Genomic DNA, 26,102 nt, shown 5'->3' with positions numbered 1-26,102 from the left:
CGTACTCAGGCCGTTGATCAGGCTTCGCTGTCGCCAAGCGCCAGTTCGATGAGGTTGTCGAGGTCCATCTCCGCGATGGCGGCGCCTGCGTCCGGGCTGCTCGCGAGGTCGCGGGCGGCGGCGCCGGACGGCCCTGCCGCCAGGTCCAGCAGGGCGTCCATCAGCCCGGCGTCCCGCAGGCGGGCCAGCGGGATCGAGGCGAGGACCTGCCGGACGTGGGCTTCGCCCGGGGTTTCGTCCGGCTTTCCGTGCGGTGTTCCGTCCGGGTGGCCGCCGTCGGCTCCTGCGGGGTGCAGCTCGTCGAGGAGCCGGTCGGTGAGCCCGCCGGGGGTGGGGTGGTCGAAGACCATCGTCATCGGGAGCCGCAGCCCCGTCGCGGCGCCGATCCGGTTGCGGAGTTCGACCGCGGTCAGCGAGTCGAAGCCGAGGTCCCGGAAGGCGCGATCGGGCTCGACCGCGTCCGTACCCGGGTAGCCCAGTACGGCCGCGGCCTCCTTCTGGACCAGTTCCAGCAGCAGCTCGTGCCGGTCCTGCGGGGTGCGCCGGGAGAGATTCCGCACCAGGTCCGCGGCCGTGGCCGTGGTGGCGTCGGCTGCGTCACCCGCTTCGGTGCCGTCCAGCGCCGCCCGGGCCTCGGGGAGGGCGGCGAGCAGGGCGCTGGGCCGGCCGATGGTGAAGGACGGTGCGAACCTCGGCCAGTCGACGTCGGCCACCACCACCGCGGTGTCGTCGCGGTCCATGGCGAGTTGGAGCGCCGACACCGCGAGGGCCGGGGACAGCGAGGGCAGTCCGCTGCGCCGCAGGTACTCCTCGGCCCCGCCGTCGGCGGCCATGCCGCCCTCGGCCCAGGGGCCCCAGGCGACGGCGGTCGCGGCGAGTCCCCTGGCCCGGCGGTGCTGGGCGAGAGCGTCGAGGAAGGCGTTGCCCGCGGAGTAGGCGGCCTGGCTGCCGCTGCCCCACACACCGGAGACGGACGAGAAGAGGACGAAGGCGTCCAGCTCCCGGTCAGCGAGCAGCACGTCCAGGTGGACCGCACCGGTGACCTTGGCCGATACGACGGCGGCGAGTTCCGTCGAGCTCGTGTCCGCGACGGCCGAGAACTGCGGAAGTCCCGCGGCGTGCACGACGGCGGTGAGCGGTGCCGGGTCGTCGGCGAGCCCTTCCAGTAGGGCCGCGAGGGCCGCGCGGTCGGCGACGTCGCACGCGGCGACCGTGACCCTGGCGCCCAGCGCCCTGAGTTCGGCGGCGAGTTCGGACGCACCCTGGGCGGCTTCGCCGCGCCGGCTGGTGAGGACCAGGTGCTCGGCGCCGCCGCGGGCCAGCCAGCGGGCGGCGTGCCCGCCGAGGGAGCCCGTACCACCGGTGATCAGTACGGTGCCGCGCGGCTTCCAGGCGCGGTCGGCGCCGCCGGTGCCCCGGGGCATCCGGGCCAGCCTGCGCGCCAGGACTCCGGAGGCGCGTACCGCGAGCTGGTCCTCGCCGCCGGGGTCACCGAGTACGTCGGCCAGCCGCGCGAGCGCCCGCTCGTCCGGCGTCGCGGGGAGGTCGACCAGACCGCCCCAGCGCTGCGGGGTCTCCAGCGCCACCGCCCGCCCGAGGCCCCAGACGAGGCTCTGGAGCGGCCGGGTGAGCGGCTCGGAGCCGCGCACCGACACGGCGGCCGCGGTGACGCACCACAGCGGCGCGTCCAGCTCCTGCGCGGCCAGGGCCTGTACGAGCGCCACGGTGGCCGTCAGGCCTGCCGGCAGGCCGGTGTGGACCGGGTGGCTGCGCTCGTCGAACGCCAGCAGCGACAGCACCCCGGCCACGGGTGCCGGGACCCCCGCCACCGCGTCCCGCAGCAGCGCGGTGAGCGTCGTACGGTCGGCCCCGGGGTCGGGGACGGTGACGGTGAGCGGGCCGGCTCCGCGGTCGCGCAGCGTGCGGACGTACGGCTCGGCGGCCTCCGCGTCCGGCGCCACGACCAGCCAGGTGCCCGACAGGCGGCCGGACGGCATGTCGGTGAGCGGCTCCCACACCGCGTGGTAGCGCCAGCCGTCCAGCGTGGAACGGGTACGGCTCTCCTCACGCCAGGTGGACAGCGCGCCGAACAGCGATTCCAGCGGCGCCCCGGACTCCACGCCCAGCCGCTCGGCAAGCGCCTCGGGCCGGCCGCTCTCGACCGCCTCCCAGAACTCCGCTTCCGCCGAGCCCTCGGATCCGGTCCCCCGGGCCGGCGGGACGGCGGCTGTTTCGAGCCAGTAGTGCTCGCGCTGGAAGGCGTAGGTGGGGAGGTCGACGGTACGGGCTGCGTGTCCGTCGAGGACGGCGGTCCAGTCGACGGGGGTGCCGTGGACGTGGAGCTGGGCGAGGGCGGTGGTGACGGCCAGGGGCTCGGCACGGTCGGCGCGCAGGACGGGGATGACGGTGGCGCCGCCTTCGAGGACACCCTCGGCCATGGCTGTCAGGACTCCGCCCGGGCCGATCTCCAGGAAGGTGCCCACGCCCTCGTCGGCGAGGGCCGTGACGGCATCCGCGAAACGGACGGCCTCACGGACGTGGCGGACCCAGTAGTCCACGGAGCCGAACTCCTCCGCCGCGACCGGGCGTCCGGTGAGGGTGGAGACGATGGGCAGGGTCGGGGCTTCGAAGACGACGGCTTCGACGATCTTGCGGAAGTCGGCCAGCATCGGGTCCATGAGCGGCGAGTGGAAGGCGTGCGAGACGGACAGGGCCTTTGTCCTGCGACCGTCCGCTGACAGCTGGTCGACGACTGCGACTACGGCGTCCTCCGCGCCCGAAACCACCACGGATGACAGTCCGTTGACGGCGGCGATGCCCGCACGGTCCTCATGACCGGCCAGCAGTTCACGTACCTCGCCCTCCGAGGCCTGCACCGCCACCATGACACCCCCGACCGGAAGCGCCTGCATCAGACGGCCACGAGCAGCCACCAGAGCCGCCGCATCCTCCAGCGAGAACACCCCCGCCACATGGGCGGCCGCGAACTCACCCACCGAATGCCCCGCCAGGAAGTCCGGCCGCACACCCCACGACTCCACCAGCCGGAACAACGCCACCTCGACCGCGAACAACGCCGGCTGCGCGTACTCCGTCCGGTTCAGCAGCTCCGCGTCCTCACCGAACACGACATCGCGCAGCGGACGCTCCAGGTGACCGTCCACATGAGCACACACCGCGTCGAAGGCATCCGCGAACACCGGGTGGGCCGCGTACAGTTCACGGCCCATCCCCAGCCGCTGACTCCCCTGCCCCGAGAACAGGAACCCGGTGCGTCCCTCCGCCGGGTGCGCGACGCCCCGTACGAGTTCCGCGGCCGACTCGCCCCGGCTCAGGGTCTCCAGGCCTGCGGCCAGTTCGGCCGTGGTGCGGCCGAGGACGACCGCGCGGTGCGGGTGGGCGGTGCGGGACTCGGCCAGTGAGAGGGCGAGGTCCGCCGGGGCGAGGTCCGGGTGGTTCGTCGTGTGGGTCAGGAGGTTGCGGGCCTGTGCCCGCAGGGAGGCTTCGCTCTTGCCGGACACCGTCCAGGACAGGTAACCCCCTTCGGCAGGCGCCCTGTTCTCCTCCCGCGCCGTGGCCGGGGCCTGCTCGATGATGGTGTGTGCGTTGGTGCCGCTGACTCCGAACGAGGAGACCGCCGCCCGTCGGGGGCGGTCGTGTTCCGTCCATGGCACGGGCTCGGTGAGGAGGCGGACCGCGCCCGCCGACCAGTCGACGTGCGGGGTGGGCGCGTCCACGTGCAGGGTCTTCGGCAGCATGCCGTGCCGCAGCGCCATCACGGTCTTGATCACACCGGCCACGCCGGAAGCGGCCTGCGTGTGCCCGATGTTGGACTTGAGGGAGCCGAGCCACAGGGGCCGGTCGGCCGGCCGGTGCTGGCCGTACGTGGCCAGGAGCGCCTGTGCTTCGATCGGGTCGCCCAGGGTGGTGCCGGTGCCGTGTGCCTCCACCGCGTCGACGTCGGCGGGCGACAGGCCCGCGTTCGCGAGGGCCTGTCGGATGACCCGCTGCTGGGCGGGGCCGTTGGGGGCGGTGAGGCCGTTGCTCGCGCCGTCCTGGTTGACCGCGCTGCCCCGTACGACGGCGAGTACCGGGTGGCCGTTGCGCTGCGCGTCCGAGAGCCGCTCGACGAGCAGCATGCCGACGCCTTCGCCCCAGCCGGTGCCGTCGGAGGCGGCCGCGAACGGCTTGCAGCGGCCGTCGGCGGCCAGCCCGCGCTGCCGGCTGAACTCCACGAAGGCGTTGGGGCTCGCCATCACGGCCGCGCCCCCGACGAGCGCGAGCTCGCACTCGCCCTGACGCAGGGCCTGCGTGGCCAGGTGGAGGGCGACCAACGACGAGGAGCAGGCCGTGTCCACGGTCATGGCGGGCCCCTCCAGGCCCAGCGAGTACGCGATCCGGCCCGACATGACGCTGCTGGAGCCGCCTGTGAGCAGGTGCCCCTCGACGCCGTCGGGCAGCTCGCCCAGGCCGGCGCCGTAGCCCTGGTAGCCGGAGCCGACGAAGACACCGGTCCGGCTGCCGCGGACGGCGGAGGGTGCGATCCGGGCGCGTTCCAGTGCCTCCCAGGCGGCTTCCAGGAGCAGCCGCTGCTGCGGGTCCATGGCGAGGGCCTCGCGCGGGGAGATCCCGAAGAACGTGGAGTCGAAGCGACCGGCGTCGTACAGGAACGCGCCCTCGTCGACGTACGTGGTGCCGGGGTGCTCGGGGTCCGGGTGGTACAGGGCGTCGAGGTTCCAGCCGCGGTCGGCGGGGAAGGTCGACATGGCGTCGACGCCGTCCACGAGCAGCTGCCACAGCTCCTCGGGGGAGTTCGCGCCACCGGGGAACCGGCAGCTCATGGCGACGATGGCGATCGGCTCGTCGGGGGCCGTCGCCGGGCGCGCGGCCGGCATGGCGGCGCTCGCGTTTTCGGTGGCGGGGGCTTCTCCTGCGACCTCGCCGGCCAGGAAGCCGGCGAGCGTGGCGGCGTTGGGGTGGTCGAAGACCAGGGTGGTGGGCAGCCGCAGCCCGGTGGCGGTGTTGAGCCGGTTGCGCAGTTCGACGGCGGTGAGCGAGTCGAACCCGAGGTCCTTGAAGGCCCGGTCGGAGGCCACCGCGTCCCGGCCCGGGTGGCCGAGCGCGCGGGCCACCTCGGTCCTGACGAGGTCGAGCAGGACGCGGCGGCGCTCCGGCTCCGCGAGGGTCGCGAGCTCGGTGCCGAGGGAGGACGCGGCGCTGTCGGCCCGGCCGCCGCTGCCCGTGGTCGACGCGGTCCCGGCGAGGGCGGTGCGCGCCTCCGGCAGGTCGGCGAGGAGCGGGCTGGGGCGGGCGACGGTGAAGGCGGGCGCGAACCGGTCCCAGCTGACGTCCGCGACGACGACCGCGGTGTCGTCGTGGTCCAGGGCCCGCTGGAGCGCACCGATCGCGGTGTCCGGGGACATCGCCGGCAGGCCGCGGCGGCGCAGGTGCGCTTCGGCTCCGTCGCCGTCCACCATGCCGCCGTCCGCCCAGGGACCCCAGGCCACCGCCGTGGCGGCGAGGCCGCGGGAGCGCCGCCGCTCGGCGAGTCCGTCGAGGAACGCGTTGGCCGCCGAGTAGGCGGCCTGCCGGCCGCTGCCCCACACGCCGGCGACCGAGGAGAAGAGGACGAAGGCGTCGAGGGGCCGGTCGCCCAGCAGTGCGTCGAGGTGCGTCGCGCCCGACACCTTGGCGGAGACGACGTCCGCGAGGTCGCCGAGGTCCAGGGAGTCGGTGGGCGCGAACTGCGGCAGGCCGGCCGCGTGCACCACCGCCGACAGCGGGTACCGGCCCTCGGGCAGCGACCGGAGCAGGCCGGCGACGGCCTCACGGTCGGACACGTCGCAGGCCACGACGGTGACCTCGGCACCCAACTGCTGCATCTCAGAGGCCAGTTCGGCCGCTCCGGGGGCCTCGGGGCCGCGGCGGCCGGTCAGTACGACGTGTTCCGCGCCACGCTCGGCGACGTACCGCGCCACGCGCGCACCGAGCGCGCCGGTGCCACCGGTGATCAGTACGGTGCCGCGCGGCTGCCAGGCGCCACCGGCCGGTACGGCGCCGGTGACGGCACGCACCAGGCGCCGGACGAAGATCCCGGACGAGCGGATCGCGAGCTGGTCCTCGGCGGCGGAGCCGGCTACAGGTGCGGAGGCGGACAGTACGGACACCAGACGGCGAGCCGTCCGCTCGTCCGGCACACCGGCCAGGTCGACCAGTCCACCCCAGCGCTCCGGGAACTCCAGGGCCAACGAACGGCCGAGGCCCCAGACCATCCCCTGGACAGGGCTGGTCAGCGCGTCGGAGCGACCGACCGCGACCGCTCCCGCGGTGACGCACCAGAGCGGCGCCGCTACCTCTGCGTCACCCAGCGCCTGGACGAACAGCGTCGTCATGGCGAGCCCGGCGGGCAGCTCCGGGTGGGCGGGGTGCGGCGCCTCGGCGAGCGCGAGCAGCGACAGGACTCCGGCCGGCGCGGTGTCGCCGAGCTCCAGGCGCAGGCGTGCGGCCAGCTCCGGACGGTCCTCGTCATCGCCTACGACCATCGGTACGACGTCGGCGCCGTGGCGGGACAGTGCGGCCGTGACACCGGTGACCGTGGGGTCCTCCTCGGCGCCCGCGGGGACGGCGAGCAGCCAGGCACCGGTCAGCTCCGCGGCCTTCCGGCCGGTGAGCGGCTTCCACACGATCCGATAGCGCCGCCCGTCGACGAGGGACCGGTCCCGCTGCTGCCGACGCCACTGGGACAGGGCGGGGAGTACGGTGCTGAGCGGAGAGTCCCCGTCGACCTCCAACTGCCCTGCCAGGGAGGCCAGATCCTGGTTGTCGACGGCTTCCCAGAACCCGTCCGCCGCCGGGTCGGCGGGCGCCACGGGTCCGCTCTCGTGCGGGTCGGCGGGGTGGAGCCAGTACGGCGTGCGGCGGAAGGCGTAGGTGGGGAGGTCGATGCGCCGGGCGCCGCGTCCGGCGAGGACGGCCGTCCAGTCGACGGGAATCCCGTGAACGTGGAGCTGGGCGAGGCCGGTGGTGACCGCCAGGCCCTCGGCGCGGTCGGCGCGCAGCAGGGGGACCGTGATCGCGTGCTCGTCCAGGGATTCCTGAGCCAGGGCGGTGAGCACCCCGCCGGGGCCGATCTCCAGGAAGGTACGGACGCCGTTGTCGGCGAGGGAGTTGACCGCGTCGCCGAAGCGGACGGCCTCGCGGACGTGGCGGACCCAGTAGTCGACGGAGCGGAACTCCTCCCCCGACACTGGCTCACCGGTCAGCGTGGAGACGACGGGCACGCGCGGGGGGTGGAAGGTGACCGTCTCCACGACCTTGCGGAAGTCGGCCAGCATCGGGTCCATGAGCGGCGAGTGGAAGGCGTGCGAGACCGAGAGCGCCTTGGTCTTCCGGCCGTCGGCCGACAGACGGTCGACGACGGCGGTCACGGCGTCCGACGCGCCCGAAACCACCACCGATGACGGTCCGTTGACGGCGGCGATACCCGCACGGTCCTCGTGACCGGCCAGCAGTTCACGTACCTCGCCCTCCGAGGCCTGCACCGCCACCATGACACCCCCGGCCGGGAGCGCCTGCATCAGACGACCACGAGCAGCCACCAGAGCCGCCGCATCCTCCAGCGAGAACACCCCCGCCACATGCGCGGCGGCGAACTCGCCCACCGAATGCCCCGCCAGGAAGTCCGGCCGCACACCCCAGGACTCCACCAGCCGGAACAGCGCCACCTCGACCGCGAACAACGCCGGCTGCGCGCACCCGGTCCCGTTCAGCAGCTCCGCGTCCTCACCGAACACGACGTCCCGCAAGGGCTGTTCGAGGTGCGCGTCCAGGGCGGAGCACACCGCCTCGAAGGCCTCCTCGAACACCGGGAAGGCCCCGTACAGCTCACGCCCCATCCCGAGCCGCTGGCTCCCCTGCCCCGAGAACAGGAACGCCGTCCGGCTGCCACCGGCTGATGCCGTTCCCTGGAGGGCCTCCGTGCCGGAGGTGTCGCCGTGTGCCAGGGCTGTCAGTCCCTGGACGAGCTGGTCGTGGTCGGCGCCGATGACCGCCGCGCGGTGCGGGAAGGCGGTGCGGGTGGTCGCCAGGGAGAGGGCGATGTCGGTGGCGTCGGGTCCGGGGGTGGAGCGGATGTGGGCGAGGAGGCGTTCCGCCTGGGAGCGCAGGCTGGTTTCGTCCTTCGCGGAGATCAGCCAGGGCACCGCCGGTCGTCGTGTGTCGGCGTCCTGCGGCGCGGGGCGGGGCTCGTCGGCGCCTTCGGCGGGGGCCTGTTCGATGACGACGTGGGCGTTGGTGCCACTGACACCGAACGAGGACACGCCCGCCCGGCGCGGACGACCGTACTCCGCCCACTCCACCGGCTCCGTGAGCAACCGCACCGCACCCGCAGACCAGTCCACATGCGGGGACGGCTCGTCCACGTGCAACGTCCTCGGCAACACGCCATGACGCATCGCCATCACCATCTTGATCACACCCGCCACACCAGCCGCAGCCTGGGTATGACCGATGTTGGACTTGACCGTGCCCAGCCACAGGGGCCGGTCGGCCGGGCGGTCAGTGCCGTAGGACTTCAACAGGGCCTGGGCCTCGATCGGGTCGCCGAGGGTGGTGCCCGTGCCGTGGGCCTCGACCGCGTCGACGTCGCCGGCGGCCAGGCCCGCGTCCGCCAGGGCCTGGCGGACGACGCGCTGCTGCGCCGGGCCGTTGGGGGCCGTCAGGCCGTTCGAGGCACCGTCCTGGTTGATCGCGGAGCCCCGTAGGAGAGCCAGGACCCGGTGGCCGTTGCGGCGGGCGTCCGAGAGGCGTTCGACGAGGAGCATGCCCGCGCCCTCGGCCAGGCCGGTGCCGTCGGCCGAGGCGGCGAAGGCGCGGCAGCGGGCGTCCTGGGACAGCCCGCGCTGGCGGCTGAAGCCGATGAGCGCGCCCGGGGTCGACATGACGGTGACGCCGCCGGCCAGGGCGAGGTCGCACTCGCCCCGGCGTAGGGACTGCGCGGCGAGGTGCAGGGCGACCAGGGACGAGGAGCACGCGGTGTCCACCGTCACCGCCGGCCCTTCGAGGCCGAAGGTGTAGGAGAGCCGTCCCGATACGACGGAGGCGGAGTTGGCGGTGAGGAGGTGGCCTTCCATACCCTCCGTGCCGTCCTTCCCCTGGTGGGAGAGGCCGACGGCGTAGTCCTGGCCGTTGGTGCCGGCGAAGACTCCGGTGCGACTGCCGCGCAGGGTGGCGGGGTCGATGCCGGCCCGTTCGAACGCCTCCCAGGAGGTTTCCAGCAGCAGCCTCTGCTGGGGGTCCATGGAGAGGGCCTCGCGCGGGGAGATGCCGAAGAATTCGGGGTCGAAGTCGCCCGCGTCGTGGAGGAATCCGCCTTCCCGGACGTAGCTGGTGCCCGGGTGGTCGGGGTCCGGGTCGTAGAGGGCGTCGAGGTCCCAGCCGCGGTTGACGGGGAGGCCGGTGATGGCGTCGGTTCCGCTCGCGACGAGGTCCCAGAGGTCTTCCGGGCTGCGGACCTCGCCGGGCAGGCGGCAGCTCATGGCGACGATGGCGACGGGTTCGCCGGTGTCCGCCCCCGGGAGGGGGACCGGCGCGGCTGTGACCAGGGCCGTGCCGGGGTGGCCGCCGGGGATCTCGTCCAGGAGGTGGCCGGCGAGTGCCGCGGGGGTGGGGTGGTCGAAGACGACGGTGGCGGGCAGGCGGACTCCGGTGGCGGTGGCGAGCCGGTTGCGCAGTTCCATCGCGGCCAGGGAGTCGAAGCCCAGTTCCCGGAAGGCCCGTCCGGGGTCGACGGCGTCGGGGGCGGTGTGGCCGAGTACGGCGGCCACCTGCCGGCGGACGAGCGTGAGCAGGGTGTCCTTGCGCTCCGCGGGCGGCAGCGCGGCCAGCCGGGAGAGTTCCTCGGAGTGGCTTCCGGGGCCGGGCGCGGTCTGCGCGGTGCGCCGGGAGGGGGTGCGGATCAGGCCGCGCAGCAGGGGCGGTACGGGGCCTGCGGCCGCCTGGGCGCGCATGGCGGCCAGGTCGAGGCGTACGGGTGCCAGGGCCGCGTCGTCCAGGGTGAGGGCGGTGTCGAGGAGGCGCAGGCCCTCTTCCGCGCCGAGCGGGACGAGGCCGGCGCGGGTCATCCGGCGCAGGTCGCCCGTCTCCAGGCGGGTCTGGTCGCCGCGCTCGTCCCAGACGCCCCAGGCGAGGGCGGAGGCGGGGAGGCCTTGGGCCCGGCGCTGGTGGGCGAGGGCGTCCAGGAAGGCGTTGCCGGCCGCGTAGGCGGCCTGTCCGGCGCCGCCGAGGGTGCCGGCGAAGGAGGAGAAGAGAACGAAGGCCGCGAGGTCGAGGTCGCGGGTGAGGGTGTGGAGGTTGAGTGCGGCGTCGACCTTGGGCTTCAGGACCTGGTCGAGGTCGTCCGGGGTGAGGGCGTCGACGAGTCCCCCGGCCACCACGGCGGCGGCGTGGACGACGGCGGTGAGCGGCCGGTCGGCGGGGAGGCCGGCGAGGAGGGCGGCCAGGGCGTCGCGGTCGGCGGCGTCGCAGGCGGCGACGGTGACGGTGGCGCCGAGTGCGGTGAGTTCGTCGCGCAGTGCGGCGGCTCCGGCGGCGTCGGGGCCGCGGCGGCCGGTGAGGACGATGTTGCGGACGCCGTGGGTGGTGATGAGGTGCGCGGCGACGAGCCTGCCGAGCGCGCCGGTGCCCCCGGTGATCAGGGCGGTGCCCTGCGGGTCCAGGGCGCGGGCGGGCGCGGGCTCGGTGGTGACGGGCACCCGGGTCAGCCGGGGTACGGACATCCGTCCGGCGCGCAGGGCGAGTTGGGGTTCTCCGGTGGCGACGGCCGCAGCGAGGCGGCGCAGGGAGTCCGGGGCGCCGTCGGTGTCGGCCAGGACCAGGCGCTCGGCGTGCTCGGACTGGGCGGAGCGGAGCAGACCCCAGACGGGCGCGTGCGCGGGCCGTGTCTCCCGTACGGGGTCTTCGGTGTCGCCGGGTGGTGCCGGGACGGCGTCCCGGGTGAGGACGACCACCCGGGAGGCGGCGAGGCGTTCGTCGGCCAGCCAGGCCTGGACGAGGGCGAGGGCGTCCCGCGCGGTAGCCCGGACGGCGTCGGCATCGGCATCGGCGCTCGAGGCGCTCACGACGGCGGCCACGGTCGCGGGTACCGGCGCGCCCGCGGTGATCGCCGCGGTGAGGGCGGCCAGGTCCGGGTGGGTGTCCGCGGGCAGGCCCGCGCCGCGCAGGGCGCGGGCGACCTCGTCGGTGTCCGTCTCGGGGGTGACGCCGACCACGGCCCACGGCGTGGTGGGGGCGGGCACGGCGTCCGCGAGGGGCTGGACGGGCCAGTCGACGCGGTAGAGGGACTCGTGGTGATCGGTGAGCGCGGCCCGCAGGTGTTCCTCGCGCACCTCGCGGAAGGTAAGCGTGCCGACGGTGGCCACGGCCCGGCCGCTGCCGTCCGTGGCGGCGACGGTCACGGCGTCGGCGCCTGCCGGTGTCAGCCGGACCCGCAGCCGGGTGGCCCCGGTGGCGTGCAGGCGTACGTCCTCCCAGGCGAAGGCCATCCGCCCGGTGCCCATGTCGCCGAGCGGGCCGAAGCCGACCCCGTGCAGGGCCGCGTCGAGCAGGGCCGGGTGCAGCCCGTACTTGACGGCGTCGGAGGAGCCGGAGGCGTCCGTGGGCAGGGCCACCTCGGCGAAGACCTCGTCGCCGAGGCGCCAGGCGGCGTGCAGGCCCTGGAAGGCGGGGCCGTAGGCGAAGGAGCGGGCGGCGAGCTCGGGGTAGAACCCGCCGAGTTCGACGGCGGTCGCGCCGGCGGGCGGCCAGACGGCCGGGTCCTGCGCGGGGGGCTCGGCGTCGGGGGCCGAGGTCAGCAGGCCGGTGGCGTGGCAGGTCCAGCTGTCCTCGGGGGCCGCGCTGTCGGGGCGGGAGTGGACGGCGACGTCCCGGTTGCCGGATCCGTCGGCCGGGCCGACCGCGACCTGGACGACGACGCCGCCGCGCTCGGGCAGGACCAGCGGTGCCTGGAGGGTGAGTTCGGCCAGGGTGTCGCAGCCGAGGTGGTCGCCCGCGCGGACGGCGAGTTCCACGAAGGCCGTGCCGGGCAGGATGACCGCGCCCATCACCACGTGGTCGGCGAGCCAGGGGTGGGTGTGCGTGGCCAGCCGGCCGGTCAGCAGCAGGCCGTCGGAGTCGGCGAGGCTGACGACGGCGCCGAGCAGCGGGTGGTCGGAGGAGGCCAGGCCGAGGCCCGCGGCGTCCGCGGCGGTGTGCGGGGCGTCGAGCCAGTACCGCTCGTGCTGGAAGGCGTAGGTGGGCAGGGCGGTCCGGCGGGCGCCGGTGCCGGCGAAGACGGCGGTCCAGTCGAGGGCGACGCCGTGGGCGTGGGCCTCGGCGGCGGAGCGCAGGAAGCGGTCGGTGCCTCCTTCGCCGCGGCGCAGGGTGCCGAGGGTGACGGCGTTCCAGCCGAGGTCGTCGAGGGTTTCCTGGATGCCGATGGTCAGCACCGGGTGCGCGCTGACCTCGATGAGGGCGTCGTGGCCGTCCCGTACGAGGGCGCGGGTGGCCTCTTCGAACCGTACGGTCCGGCGCAGGCTGCGGTACCAGTAATCGGCGTCGAGGGTGTCGGTGTCCACGACCGTGCCGGTGACCGTGGAGTAGAAGGGCACGTCGCAGGCCTGCGGGGTGATGTCGGCCAGTGCGTCGAGGACGCGTTCGCGGACCGCCTCGACGTGCGCGGAGTGGGAGGCGTAGTCCACGGCGATCAGCCGGGCCCGGACCTCGTCGGTATGCAGGGCGTCGCGCAGTTCGGTGAGCGCGTCGGAATCGCCCGAGACGACGGTGGACGTCCGGCTGTTCACGGCGGCGACGGACAGCCGCTCGCCCCAGTGCGCCATCCGGGGCGTGAGGTCCTCCAGCGGCAGGGCGACGGACAGCATGCCGCCCCGGCCGGAGAGCGCGGTCAAGGCCTGGCTGCGCAGCGCCACCACCTTCGCCGCGTCCGCGAGGGAGAGCGCGCCGACCACGCACGCGGCCGCTATCTCGCCCTGGCTGTGGCCCGCGACGGCCGCAGGGTGGACGCCGTGGGAGCGCCACAGCTCGGCCAGGGACACCATGACGGCGAACAGGACGGGCTGGACGACGTCGACCCGGTCGAAGCCGGGGGCCCCGGGCGCGCCCCGCAGGACCTCGGTCAGCGACCAGTCGACGTGCGGGGCGAGGGCCTCCTCGCACTGGCGGATCCGCTCGCGGAAGACGGGGGCGGTGTCGAGGAGTTCGACGGCCATGCCCGGCCACTGGGAGCCCTGGCCGGGGAAGACGAAGGCGACCTGGCGGGTGTCGTCGGCGGTGCCGCGTACGAGGGCCGGGCCGGCGGCGTCGGGCTGCCCGTCGGCGAGGGCGTCCAGGGCCCGGTCGAGTCCGGCCCGGTCCGGCGCGAGGAGGACGGCGCGGTGGGGGAAGGCGGTGCGGGTGGTGGCGAGGGAGTAGGCGATGTCGAGGGTGTCGGCGCCGGTGGCCGGGCCGGTGGCGGGCTGTCCAGCGGCAAGGTGGGTGCGCAGCCGGGCGGCCTGTGCCGTGAGGGCGGCGGCGCTCCTGCCGGAGAGGGCCCACGGGACGAGCGGGAGCCCGGTGCCGGGCGCGACGGCGGTGCGGGCGGGGGCGGCGGGTGCGCCCGCCTCGGCGGCCGCGTCGGAGCTCTCGCCGTCCGGGGCTTCGGCGGTCGGGGCTTCGGCGGTCGGGGCTTCGGCGGTCGCGAGGTGCTGTTCGATGACGATGTGCGCGTTGGTGCCGCTGACGCCGAAGGCGGACACACCGGCGCGCCGGGGCCTGCCGGTGTCGGGCCAGGCGGCGTTCTCGGTGACCAGGGAGACGGCCCCGGCCGACCAGTCGACGTGCGGGGTCGGCTCGTCGGCGTGCAGGGTCTTCGGCAGGACGCCGTGGCGCAGGGCCTGCACCATCTTGATGATCCCGGCGACGCCTGCCGCCGCCTGGGTGTGCCCCAGGTTGGACTTGACGGAGCCCAGCCACAGTGGCCGGTCCGCCGGCCGGTCCTGGCCGTACGTGGCCAGGAGCGCCTGGGCCTCGATCGGGTCGCCGAGGGTGGTGCCGGTGCCGTGGGCCTCGACGATGTCCACGTCGGACGGGGACAGCAGGGCGTTGGCCAGGGCCTGGTGGATGACGCGCTGCTGGGCGGGGCCGTTGGGTGCGGTGAGGCCGTTGCTCGCGCCGTCCTGGTTGACGGCGGAGCCCCGGACGACGGCCAGCACGGGGTGGCCCAGCCGGACCGCGTCGGAGAGCCGTTCGACGAGCAGCATGCCGACGCCCTCGGACCAGCCGGTGCCTTCGGCCGACGCCGAGAACGCCCGGCAGCGGCCGTCGGACGACAGTCCGCGCTGGCGGCTGAACTCGACGAACGTCGTCGGCCCGGCCATCACCGTCACACCGCCCGCGAGCGCGAGGTCGCACTCGCCCTGGCGCAGGGCCTGGACGGCGAGGTGCAGCGCCACGAGGGAGGAGGAGCAGGCGGTGTCGATGGTCACGGCGGGGCCTTCCAGCCCCAGGGTGTAGGCGATGCGGCCGGACACGACGCTGCCGGTGTTGCCCGTGCTGACGTATCCCTCGATGCCTTCGGGCACGGCCGGGAGACGGGAGACGTAGTCGTGGTACATGACCCCGGCGAACACCCCGGTGCGGCTGCCGCGCAGGGACAGCGGGTCGAGCCGGGCCCCTTCCACCGCCTCCCAGGAGGCCTCCAGGACCAGCCGCTGCTGGGGGTCCATGGCGAGGGCCTCGCGGGGGCCGATCCCGAAGAATCCGGGGTCGAACTCGCCCGCCTCGTAGAGGAATCCCCCTTCCTGCGCGTAGCTCGTCCCCGGGTTGTCGGGGTCCGGGTCGTAGAGCGCGTCGAGGTCCCAGCCCCGGTCGGTGGGGAAGCCGGAGATCGCGTCGCCGCCGGAGGCGATCAGCTCCCACAGGTCCTCCGGGGAGCGGACGCCGCCGGGGAAGCGGCAGCTCATGCCCACGATCGCGATCGGTTCGCGGTTCTTGCCCTCGGCCTCGCGCAGTCGCCGGCGCGCGTGCCGCAGATCGACGGTGGCACGCTTGAGGTAGTCGCGGAGCTTGTTCACGTCTGTCGTCATCTGGGTTCTGTTCCTCAACGCGAAGGGATGTCGTGCTGGTCGATCAGTGGCGATCAGTGGGTGCCGAGCTCGCCGTCGAGCAGGTCGAAGAGTTCCTCATCGGAGGCCTCCTCGATCTCGGCCGCGGCTTCGTCCCCGGGCTGGTCCCCGAACTCGTGGCCGGTGTCGTGCCCGATGCCGTGCCCGGTGTCGCGGACCGCTTCGCGCCATTTCGCGAGCAGGACCTCCAGCCGGAGGGCGGCCGTGGCGCGCGTCGCCCTGTCGTACGGGGACTGCGCGAACGCGGCTTCCAGGCGGTCGATCTCGGAGAGCAGGGAGGGGCCCGGGTCCGTCCCGCCGCCCCCGGCGCCCCCGCTGGCGGGCAGCGCGGCGCCGAGGTGCTCGGCGAGGGCCGTCGGGGTCGGGTAGTCGAACAGCAGGCTCGCCGGGAGGCGTAGCCCGGTGAGCGCGCCGAGGTGGTTGCGCAGTTCGACGGCGGTCAGCGAGTCGAAGCCGAGGTCCCGGAACGCCTGCGCGGCGCCGACCGCCTCGGAGGAGGCGTGCCCCAGCACGGCGGCGACCTGGCTCCTCACAACGCCGAGCAGGATCCGGCGGCGCTTGTCCGGCGACGCCCCGGCCAGTTGCCCGGCCAGCGCGGCCGTCCCTGGTCCGGCGGCCCGCGCCGGTCGCGCGGGGGCTCGTACGAGGCCGCGCAGCAGGGCGGGGAGCGGCTCGGTCGCGGCCCGGTGGCGGAGAGCGGGGAGGTTCAGCCGTACGGGCAGGAGCACGGCGTCCGGGTGGGTGCCGGTCGCGCCGGGGGTGGTCGCGGTGTCGAAGAGCGCGAGGCCCTCGTCCGGGGAGAGCGGCGCCACTCCGGCCCGGGCCATCCGGGCGAGGACGGCGGGGTCGGCCATCCCTCGCATGCCGTCGGCGTCGGCCCAGGGACCCCAGGCCAGCGAGACGGCCGGGAGTCCGGCCGCCCGGCGCGACTGCGCGAGGGCGTCCAGGCAGGCGTTGGCGGCGGAGTAGGCGGCCTGGCCCGCGTTGCCGAACGTACCGGCGAGCGAGGAGAAGAGGACGAAGGCGGCGAGGTCCGTGTCCCGGGTCAGTTCGTGCAGGTGGAGGGCGGCGTCGGCCTTGGGCCCCAGGACGTCGTCCAGCCGCTGCGGTGTCAGCGCGCCCACGAGCGCGTCGTCGAGCACACCGGCGGCGTGCACGACCCCGGTCAGGGGGTGGGCGGCCGGGATGCCGTCGAGGACGGCGGCGAGCGCGGTACGGTCCCCCGTGTCGCACGCCAGGGTGACCACTTCGGCTCCCAGCGCACCCAGTTCGGCGGCGAAGGCGGCCGCGCCGTCGGCGCCGGGCCCCCGGCGGCTGGTCAGCACCAGGTGCCGCACGCCGTGGGCCGCCACCAGGTGCCGTGCCACGAGCCGGCCGAGCGCACCCGTCGCACCCGTCACCAGGACGGTGCCCGCCGGGTCCAGCCCCAGGGAGGCGGGCAGCCCCGGAGCCACCGCGCCGGCCGCGCGTGCCAGCCGCGGTACGAACGCCCGGCCGTCCCGGAGGGTCGCCTGCGGCTCGCCGGTGGCGAGTACGGCCGTCAGCGCGTCCGGCTGCGCGCGGTCCGCGTCCACCAGGACGAGGCGTCCGGGATGCTCGGCCTGGACGGACCTGACCAGGCCCCACACCGCTGCCTGGGCCGGGTCCAGCCGCCCGGCGTCGTCGGCGTCGACGGCGACCGCGTTCCGGGTCACGAGGACCAGCCGTCGCGCGTCCGTCGCATCGGCATCGGCGTCGGAGGCCGTCAGCCACTCCTGCACGAGGGCCAGCGCGCGGCGGGCGACGGAGCGTACGGCCTCAGGCGAAGTGGCCGGGTGTCCGGCGGTGTCCGGGGCGTCCGACCCTCCCGGAGCGAGTTCCACGATGTGGTCGGCGGCCGTCGGCGCGTCCGGGTCCGGCACCTGCGGCAGGGCCAGTACGGGCCAGTCGACCCGGAACAGCGAGTCCCGGGACCCCCCGGCCCGTGCGGCGGCGAGCTGCTCGGCGGAGACCGGCCGCAGGACGAGCCGGTCGACGGAGACCAGGCTCCGGCCAAGGCCGTCGGCGGCCAGCAGCGAGACGGTGTCCGGGCCGGCGGGAGCCAGCCGGATCCGCAGGGCCGACGCCCCCGCCGGGGGCGCGGCGTGCACGGTGACCCCGCTCCACGAGAACGGGACCCGTGCCTGATCACCGGTATCGGCGTCGGGGCCGAGGAGGCCGGTCCCGAAGGCGATCGTGTGCAGCGCGGCGTCCAGCAGCGCCGGGTGCAGTCCGAAGCCGGACGCGTCGGTCCCGTCGGGCAGTTCCACGTCGGCGAAGAGGACGTCGTCCCACGTCCACGCGGCGCGCACCCCCTGGAACAGCGGGCCGTAGTCGAGCCCCAGGCCCGCCATCCGCGCGTACAGGGAGTCCAGGACCTCACCTGCGACGGCGACCGCCTCCGACGGCGGCCAGTCCGCGAGCGTGACAGGTGCCGTGTCAGTGGTCGGGTCGGGCGTCAGCGTCCCGGCGGCGTGGCTCGTCCACGGCTCGTCGGACGGCGCGTCCTCGGAGCGGGAGTGGATCTCCAGGGGGCGGCGGCCGTTGCCGTCGGGCGCCCCGACACGGACCTGGATCCGGACGGCGGTGTCGTCCGGCACGACGAGCGGGGCCCCGAGGACCAGCTCGTCCAGCCGGTCGCAGCGGACGGCCTCGTCGCGAGCGGCGCGCAGGGCCAGATCCACCAGGGCGGTGCCGGGGAGCAGTACGGCCCCCATCACGACGTGGTCGGCGAGCCAGGGGTGGGTCGCGAGCGACAGCCGCCCGGTCAGGACGAGCCCGTCGCCGTCCGCGAGCGTGACCGCGGCCCCGAGCAGGGCGTGGCCCGCCTCCGCCAGGCCTGCGGCTGCGACGTTTGCGGGTGCGGGGGTGGATTCGAGCCAGTAGCGGGTGCGTTGGAAGGGGTAGGTGGGCAGGTCGAAGCGCTGAAGGCGGTGTTCGGGAAAGACGGCGGTCCAGTCGACGGGGGTGCCGTGGACATGGAGCTGGGCGAGGGCGGCGGTGACGGTCAGGGGCTCGGGCCGGTCGGCGCGCAGGACGGGGATGACGGTGGGACCGCCGTCGAGCACGTCCTCGGCCATGGCGGTGAGGACACCGCCCGGCCCGATCTCCAGGAAGGTGCTCACGCCCTCACCGGCTAGGGCGGTGACGGCATCCGCGAAGCGCACCGGCTCGCGGACGTGGCGCACCCAGTACTCGACGGAGCGGAACTCCTCCCCCGACACCGGCTCACCGGTCAGCGTGGAGACGACGGGCACGCGCGGGGGGTGGAAGGTGACCGTCTCCACGACCTTGCGGAAGTCGGCCAGCATCGGGTCCATGAGCGGCGAGTGGAAGGCGTGCGAGACCGAGAGCGCCTTGGTCTTCCGGCCGTCGGCCGACAGACGGTCGACGACGGCGGTCACGGCGTCCGACGCGCCCGAAACCACCACCGATGACGGTCCGTTGACGGCGGCGATACCCGCACGGTCCTCGTGACCGGCCAGCAGTTCACGTACCTCGCCCTCCGAGGCCTGCACCGCCACCATGACACCCCCGGCCGGGAGCGCCTGCATCAGACGACCGCGAGCAGCCACCAGAGCCGCCGCATCCTCCAGCGAGAACACCCCCGCCACATGCGCGGCGGCGAACTCCCCCACCGAATGCCCCGCCAGGAAGTCCGGCCGCACACCCCAGGACTCCACCAGCCGGAACAGCGCCACCTCGACCGCGAACAACGCCGGCTGCGCGCACCCGGTCCCGTTCAGCAGCTCCGCGTCCTCACCGAACACGACGTCCCGCAAGGGCTGTTCGAGGTGCGCGTCCAGGGCGGAGCACACCGCCTCGAAGGCCTCCTCGAACACCGGGAAGGCCGTGTGCAGTTCACGCCCCATGCCCAGCCGCTGACTCCCCTGCCCGGAGAACAGGAACGCCCTCTTCCCTCCGGGCACGGCGACGGCCCGCACCACGGACCGGGACGCGTCGCCGTGTGCGAGGGCCGCCAGCCCCTCCAGGACGCCGGCCGCGTCCGGTGCCACCACAGCGGCGCGGTGTTCCAGCGGGGTACGGCCGGCGGCCAGCGCATACGCCACCTCGCGGTGTCCGTCGTCTCCGAGGACGTGTGCCTTCGCGTACGACAGCAGCCGCCGCGCCTGCTCGCGCAGCGCGTCCGGGCTCTTGGCGGACAGGACCCAGGGCGCGACGAGGGGGCCTGCTGGTGTCGTCTCCGGGTCGCTCCGGGTGAGGGCCGGTACCTGTTCGAGGACGACGTGGGCGTTGGTGCCGCTGAAGCCGAAGGAGGAGACGGCCGCCCGGCGGGGCCGGTCGTGTTCCGTCCAGGCAACGGGCTCGGTGAGGAGACGGACGGCGCCCGCCGACCAGTCGACGTGCGGGGACGGTGCGTCCACGTGCAGGGTCTTGGGCAGGACCCCGTGCCGCATCGCCTCGACCATCTTGATGATCCCGCCCACACCTGCGGCGGCCTGGGTGTGCCCGATATTGGACTTCAGCGAACCCAGCCACAGCGGCCGGCCCTCCGGCCGGTCCTGCCCGTACGTGGCCAGCAGCGCCTGCGCTTCGATCGGGTCACCGAGCCTCGTACCCGTACCGTGCGCCTCCACCACATCCACATCCGAAGCCGACAACCCGGCACTCGCCAGGGCCTGTTCAATGACCCGCTGCTGCGCAGGACCGTTCGGCGCCGTCAGGCCGTTCGAGGCACCGTCCTGGTTCACGGCCGACCCACGCACCACCGCCAGCACCGGATGACCCTTACGCCGCGCGTCCGACAACCGCTCCACCAACAGCATGCCGACGCCCTCGCCCCAGCCGGTCCCGTCGGCCTCGGCGGCGAAGGACTTGCAACGGCCGTCGACGGCCAGTCCCCGCTGGCGGCTGAACTCGATGAAGGCGCCCGGGCCGGCCATGACGGTCACACCGCCCGCCAGGGCGAGTTCGCACTCGCCCTGGCGCAGCGCCTGGACCGCCAGGTGCAGGGCGACGAGCGAAGAGGAGCAGGCGGTGTCCACCGTCACCGCGGGGCCTTCGAGGCCGAAGGTGTAGGAGAGGCGGCCGGAGATGACGCTGCCGGAGTTGCCGGTGCCGAGGAAGCCTTCCACGCCTTCCGGTACCGCCTGGAGCGAGGATGCGTAGTCGTGGTACATCACGCCGGTGAAGACACCCGTACGGGAGCCGCGCAGGGTGGCGGGGTCGATGCCGGCCCGCTCGAACGCCTCCCAGGAGGTCTCCAGCAGCAGCCGCTGCTGCGGGTCCATGGCGAGGGCCTCGCGCGGGGAGATCCCGAAGAATCCGGCGTCGAACTCGCCCGCGTCGTAGAGGAATCCGCCCTTGCGGGTGCTGCTGGAGCCGGTGGCTCCGTCCTCCGCGAGGAGGTCGAGGTCCCATCCACGGTCGGTGGGGAAGTCGGAGATGGCGTCGGTGCCGGTGGAGAGCAGGTGCCACAGGTCCTCGGGGGACCGTACGCCGCCCGGGTAGCGGCAGCTCATGGCGACGATGGCGAGGGGCTCGTCGGCGGCTCCCCCGGCCGGGGTGGCGGTCCGGGCGGGCGCGGCGGGGCGGGTTCCGTCCAGTTGGCCGAGCAGGTGGCGGGCGAGGGCGTCGGGGGTCGGGTGGTCGAATACGAGCCCGGCGGGCAGTCGTACGCCGGTCGCGGAGGCGAGGCGGTTGCGGAGTTCGACGGCGGTGAGCGAGTCGAAGCCGAGCTCGCGGAACGCCTGGGTCGCCTGTACGGATGCGGGTCGGCCGTGGCCCAGTACGGCGGCCGCGTGCGTGCGGACGAGTTCGACAAGCAGCTCGGTGCGTCGGCCTTCGGGCTGGTCCCGCAGCCGCTCGGACAGTGCGGAGCGGGCCGCGTCCCCGGAGCCCTCCGAGGCTGCTTCGGTACGGCGTACGGGGACGGGGACCAGGTCGCGCAGGAGCGGGGGCAGTGTTCCCGCGCGGGCCTGTTCGCGGAGCACGGGGAGGTCCCAGCGGGCGGGTAAGAGCAGCGGTGCGGGGGAACGCAGGGCTGCGTCGAGGAGGCCGAGGCCCTCTGCCGTCTCCAGTGCGAGGAGACCGGAGCGGCCGATGCGCCGGTGGTCGGCCTCGGCCAGGGTGGCGGTGAGCGTGCTGGTGCTCGCCCACAGGCCCCAGGCCAGCGACACACCGGGCAGGCCGGCCGCGCGGCGGGTGTGGGCCAGGGCGTCGAGGGCGGCGTTCGCGGCGGCGTAGTTGCCCTGTCCGGCGTTGCCGAAGACGCCGGCGGCGGAGGAGAAGAGGACGAAGGCCGACAGGTCCAGGTCCCGGGTCAGTTCGTCCAGGTGGAGGGCGCCCGCCACCTTCGGGCCGAACACCTTCCGTACCCGTTCGGGCGTCAGGGCCGGCAGCACGCCGTCATCGGTCACGCCCGCCGCGTGCACGACGCCCGTCAGCGGGTGGGCCGCCGGCAGCGCGCCCAGCAGCCCGGCCAGGGCCTCCCGGTCGGCCACGTCGCAGGCCACGGTGTCCACCACGGCGCCCAGGACGCCCAGCTCGGCCGCGAACTCGGCCGCGCCGTCGGCGGCGGGACCGCGACGGCTCGCCAGGACCAGCCGTCGGACGCCGTGCTCGGTGACCAGGTGCCGTGCCACGACGCGCCCCAGTACCCCGGACGCGCCGGTGACCAGGACCGTGCCGTGCGCCGGGAACACGGTGCCGACGTCGCCGCCCGTCGGTGCTTCGGTCGCGCGCACCAGCCGGGGCGCGAACAATGCCTTCCCGCGTACCGCCACCTGCGGCTCGCCCGTGGCGGCAGCGGCCGCGAGCCGCGCCAGGTCGTCGCCGTCCACGTCGTCGTCCACCTCGCCCTCGATGTCGACGAGGACGAAGCGGCCGGGGTTCTCCGACTGCGCCGAACGCACCAGGCCCCAGACCGCCGCCTGCGCGGGGTCGGCGGCCGAGGCAGGATCGACGGCGACGGCGCCCCGGGTGACGACCAGCAGGCGCGATGCGGCGCACCGCTCGTCCGACGTCCAGTCCTGCACCAGGGCCAGCGCCGCCTGGGCGGCCACGGCCGGACGGTCCGCGGTGTCGGCCCCGGCACCTTCCGGGAGCAGTACCGGCGCCCGTACCGCCACCACGGGCGGTACGGGGGTCCCGTCGGCGTGCAGAGCGGGCAGGCCGGCCAGGGTGTCGATCAGCGCGACGGGGAGGTCGGTGGCGGGGGGCGAGTCCGCGGCCGGCTTCCACTCCAGCCGGAACAGCCCGCCCGCGCGCCCTCCCCCGGCGGCGGTCAGCTGCTCCGCCCTCACCGGGCGCAGGTCCAGGGACCCTACGGAGAGCACCGGACGGCCCGTGGCGTCCGCGAGGGACAGCGACATCGCGCCGTCCCCGCCCGCCGGGGTGAGGCGGAGCCGTAACGCGGTGGCCCCGGTCGCGTGGAGCTCGACCCCGCTCCACGCGAACGGGATCCGGGGCCCGTCGGCCCGCGCCGCTCGGGCGTCGAGGCCCGCCGCGTGGAGGACTGCGTCGAAAAGTGCGGGGTGCATGCCGAAGCCGGTGACGTCGGTTCCGTCGGGCAGGGCGATCTCCGCGAACATCTCGTCCCCGCGCCGCCACCCGGTCCGCACGCCCCGGAACACCGGCCCGTACTCCAGGCCGAACCCCGACATCCGCTCGTACAGGGCGTCGGCGTCGAGCGGCTCGGCTCCGGCGGGCGGCCACTCGCCGAGCGCCGGATCGGAGGGCGCGTCCGCACCGGCCGACAGGAACCCCGACGCGTGGCAGGTCCAGGCGTCCGCCGCCAGGGCGTCGTCGTGCCGCGAGTAGACGCGCACCGCACGCAGGCCGTCCGGGCCGGGTCCGTCGACGACCACCTGGAGCTGTACGCCGCCCGGTTCGGGCAGGACGAGGGGGGCTTCCAGGGTCAGTTCCTCGATCCGGGCGTACCCCACCTGGTCGCCGGCCCGGAACGCCAGCTCGACGAGCGCGGTCCCGGGCAGGAGCACCGCACCCGTCACCACGTGATCGGCGAGCCAGGGATGCGTGGCGAGGGACACCCGTCCCGTCAGCAGGACCCCCTCACCGTCGGCCAGGGTCACGACGGCGCCCAGCAGCGGGTGATCGGCCGACCAGAGACCGGCGCGGGCGAGGTCGCCCGTGGCGGGCCGGGTCTCCAGCCGGTAGTGCTCGCGCTGGAAGGCGTACGTGGGCAGGTCGACGCGCCGGGCTCCGTGCCCGGCGTAGAGGGCCGTCCAGTCGACGGCTGTGCCGTGGACGTGGAGCTGGGCGAGGGCGGTCGCGACGGCCACGTCCTCGGGCCGGTCCGCGCGCAGCACGGGGACGACGGCCGCGGCGTCTCCGAGGGCGGTCTGCGCGAGGGCGGTGAGGACACCGCCGGGGCCGATCTCCAGGAAGGTACGGACGCCGTTGTCGGCGAGGGCGGTGACGGCGTCGGCGAAGCGGACCGCTTCGCGGACGTGGCGGACCCAGTAGTCGACGGAGCCGAACTCCTCCCCTGACACCGGGCGTCCGGTGAGGGTGGAGACGACGGGCACGCTCGGGGTGCCGAAGGAGACGCCCTCCACGACGGCCCGGAACTCGGCCAGCATCGGATCCATGAGCGGCGAGTGGAAAGCATGCGAGACGGTCAGGGCCTTGGTCTTCCGGCCGTCGGCCGAAAGCTGGTCGACGACAGCAGCTACGGCATCCTCCGCTCCCGAAATAACCACGGACGAAGGCCCGTTGACGGCGGCGATGCCCGCACGGTCCTCATGACCGGCCAGCAGTTCACGTACCTCGTCCTCCGAGGCCTGGACCGCGACCATGACGCCCCCGGCCGGGAGTGCCTGCATCAGACGGCCGCGCGCCGCCACCAGCCGCGCCGCATCCTCCAGCGAGAACACCCCCGCCACATGGGCGGCGGCGAACTCACCCACCGAATGCCCCGCCAGGAAGTCCGGCCGCACACCCCACGACTCCACCAGCCGGAACAACGCCACCTCGACCGCGAACAACGCCGGCTGCGCGTACTCCGTCCGGTTCAGCAGCTCCGCGTCCTCGCCGAACACCACACCCTTCAGGGGCTGTTCGAGGTGCGCGTCCAGGGCGGAGCACACCGCCTCGAAGGCCTCGGCGAACACCGGGAAGGCCCCGTACAGCTCACGCCCCGTCCCCAGCCGCTGGCTCCCCTGCCCCGAGAACAGGAACGCCACCGTCTGACGGGGCGTGACGACCCCTGTCACCGCGCCTGCGGCGCCCCCGGCGTCGTCCCGTGCGAGGAGCTCCAGTGCGCGACGCAGTTCGTCGCGGTCTGTTGCCACGATCGCGGCGCGGTGGTCCAGGGCGGCCCGGGTCGTGGCCGTCGACAGGCCCAGGTCGGCCAGAGATCGGCCCGGGTTGTCGTCCGTGTGGAGGAGGAGCCGGGCGGCCTGGGCGCGCAGCGCGGCCTCGTTCTTCCCGGAGAGCAGTACGGGCGTCGCACGCACCGGGCCGCTCTCGCCGTCGGCCGGTTCGTGCTCGGGCTTCGGGGGCTCCTCGATGACGACGTGGGCGTTGGTGCCGCTGAAGCCGAAGGAGGAGACGGCCGCCCGGCGGGGGCGGTCGTGTTCCGTCCAGGCAACGGGCTCGGTGAGGAGACGGACGGCGCCCGCCGACCAGTCGACGTGCGGGGTCGGTGCGTCCACGTGCAGGGTCTTGGGCAGGACCCCGTGCCGCATCGCCTCGACCATCTTGATGATCCCGCCGACCCCGGCAGCGGCCTGCGTGTGCCCGATGTTGGACTTCAGCGAGCCGAGCCACAGCGGCCGGCCCTCCGGCCGGTCCTGCCCGTACGTGGCCAGCAGCGCCTGGGCCTCGATCGGGTCACCGAGCGTCGTTCCCGTGCCGTGGGCCTCCACCGCGTCGACCTCGTTGGCGGACAGCCCCGCGTCTGCGAGCGCCTGGAGGATCACCCGTTGCTGCGAGGGGCCGTTCGGGGCGGTGAGGCCGTTCGAGGCGCCGTCCTGGTTCACGGCCGACCCGCGGACCACGGCCAGGACCTGGTGGCCGTTGCGGCGGGCGTCGGACAGCCGCTCGACCAGGAGCATGCCCAGCCCCTCGCTCCAGCCCGTGCCGTCGGCTGCGGCGGCGAAGGGCTTGCAGCGGCCGTCGGCGGCCAGTCCCCGCTGGCGGCTGAAGTCGACGAAGGACGTCGGGGTGAGCATCGCGGTCACCCCGCCCGCGAGGGCCAGGTCGCATTCGCCTCGCCGGAGCGCCTGGACGGCGAGGTGCAGGGCGACCAAGGAGGAGGAACACGCGGTGTCGACGGTCACCGCGGGCCCTTCCAGACCGAAGGTGTAGGACACGCGACCGGAGACGACGCTCGCGGCGCTGCCCGTGCCGATGTAGCCGTCGACGTCCTCCACGGCCTGCGCGAGCACCGAGGTGTGGTCGTGGTACATCACGCCCGTGAACACGCCGGTACGGCTGCCCTTGAGGGCGGTGGGGTCGATCCCGGCCCGTTCGAAGGTCTCCCAGCAGGACTCCAGCAGCAGACGCTGCTGGGGGTCCATGGTGAGTGCCTCGCGCGGCGAGATGTCGAAGAGCCCGGCGTCGAAGAGGTCGATCCCGTCGAGGAATCCGCCGTCCCGGACATGGCTGGTGCCGCGGTGGTCCGGGTCGGGGTCGTAGAGGGACTCGAGGTCCCAGCCGCGGTCTGCGGGGAAGCCGGTGATGGCGTCCCCGCCGTCCGCGAGGAACTGCCAGAGGCCCTCGGGTGAGGTGATCCCGCCGGGGAAACGGCAGCTCATCGCGACGATGGCGATCGGCTCGTGCTGCGCGGCGTCGAGGTCGCGCAGCCGCTCGCGGGCCTCGTGGAGGTCGGCCGACACCCGCTTGAGGAAGTAGCGCAGCTTTTCCTCGTTGTTGTTCGCCTTGTTCGCCTGGAGGTCAGACACCTGGGTCACCTTCTACGTCAAGCTGTGGGAGCCGGAGGCC

Annotated in this window: 2 protein-coding genes; both read right to left on the bottom strand. The window is 74.6% G+C overall.

Going from position 1 to position 26,102, the window contains the following annotated elements; all coding sequences use genetic code 11:
• Positions 1-17: 17 nt before the first annotated feature.
• Positions 18-15,104, bottom strand: a complete 15,087-nt coding sequence (locus OHA84_RS36155) for a type I polyketide synthase (RefSeq protein WP_371591620.1) — start codon at positions 15,102-15,104, stop codon at positions 18-20.
• A 65-nt stretch (positions 15,105-15,169) separates the two neighbouring features.
• On the bottom strand, positions 15,170-26,062 hold the full coding sequence (locus OHA84_RS36150; protein WP_266967301.1) for a type I polyketide synthase: 10,893 nt from the start codon (positions 26,060-26,062) through the stop codon (positions 15,170-15,172).
• Between the last annotated feature and the right edge of the window lie 40 nt (positions 26,063-26,102).

It is taken from the genome of Streptomyces sp. NBC_00513 (assembly GCF_041431415.1).
Lineage (GTDB): Bacteria > Actinomycetota > Actinomycetes > Streptomycetales > Streptomycetaceae > Streptomyces.
The sequence above is the reverse complement of the archived record's forward strand: the minus strand, read 5'-3'. Positions and strand labels throughout refer to the sequence as shown.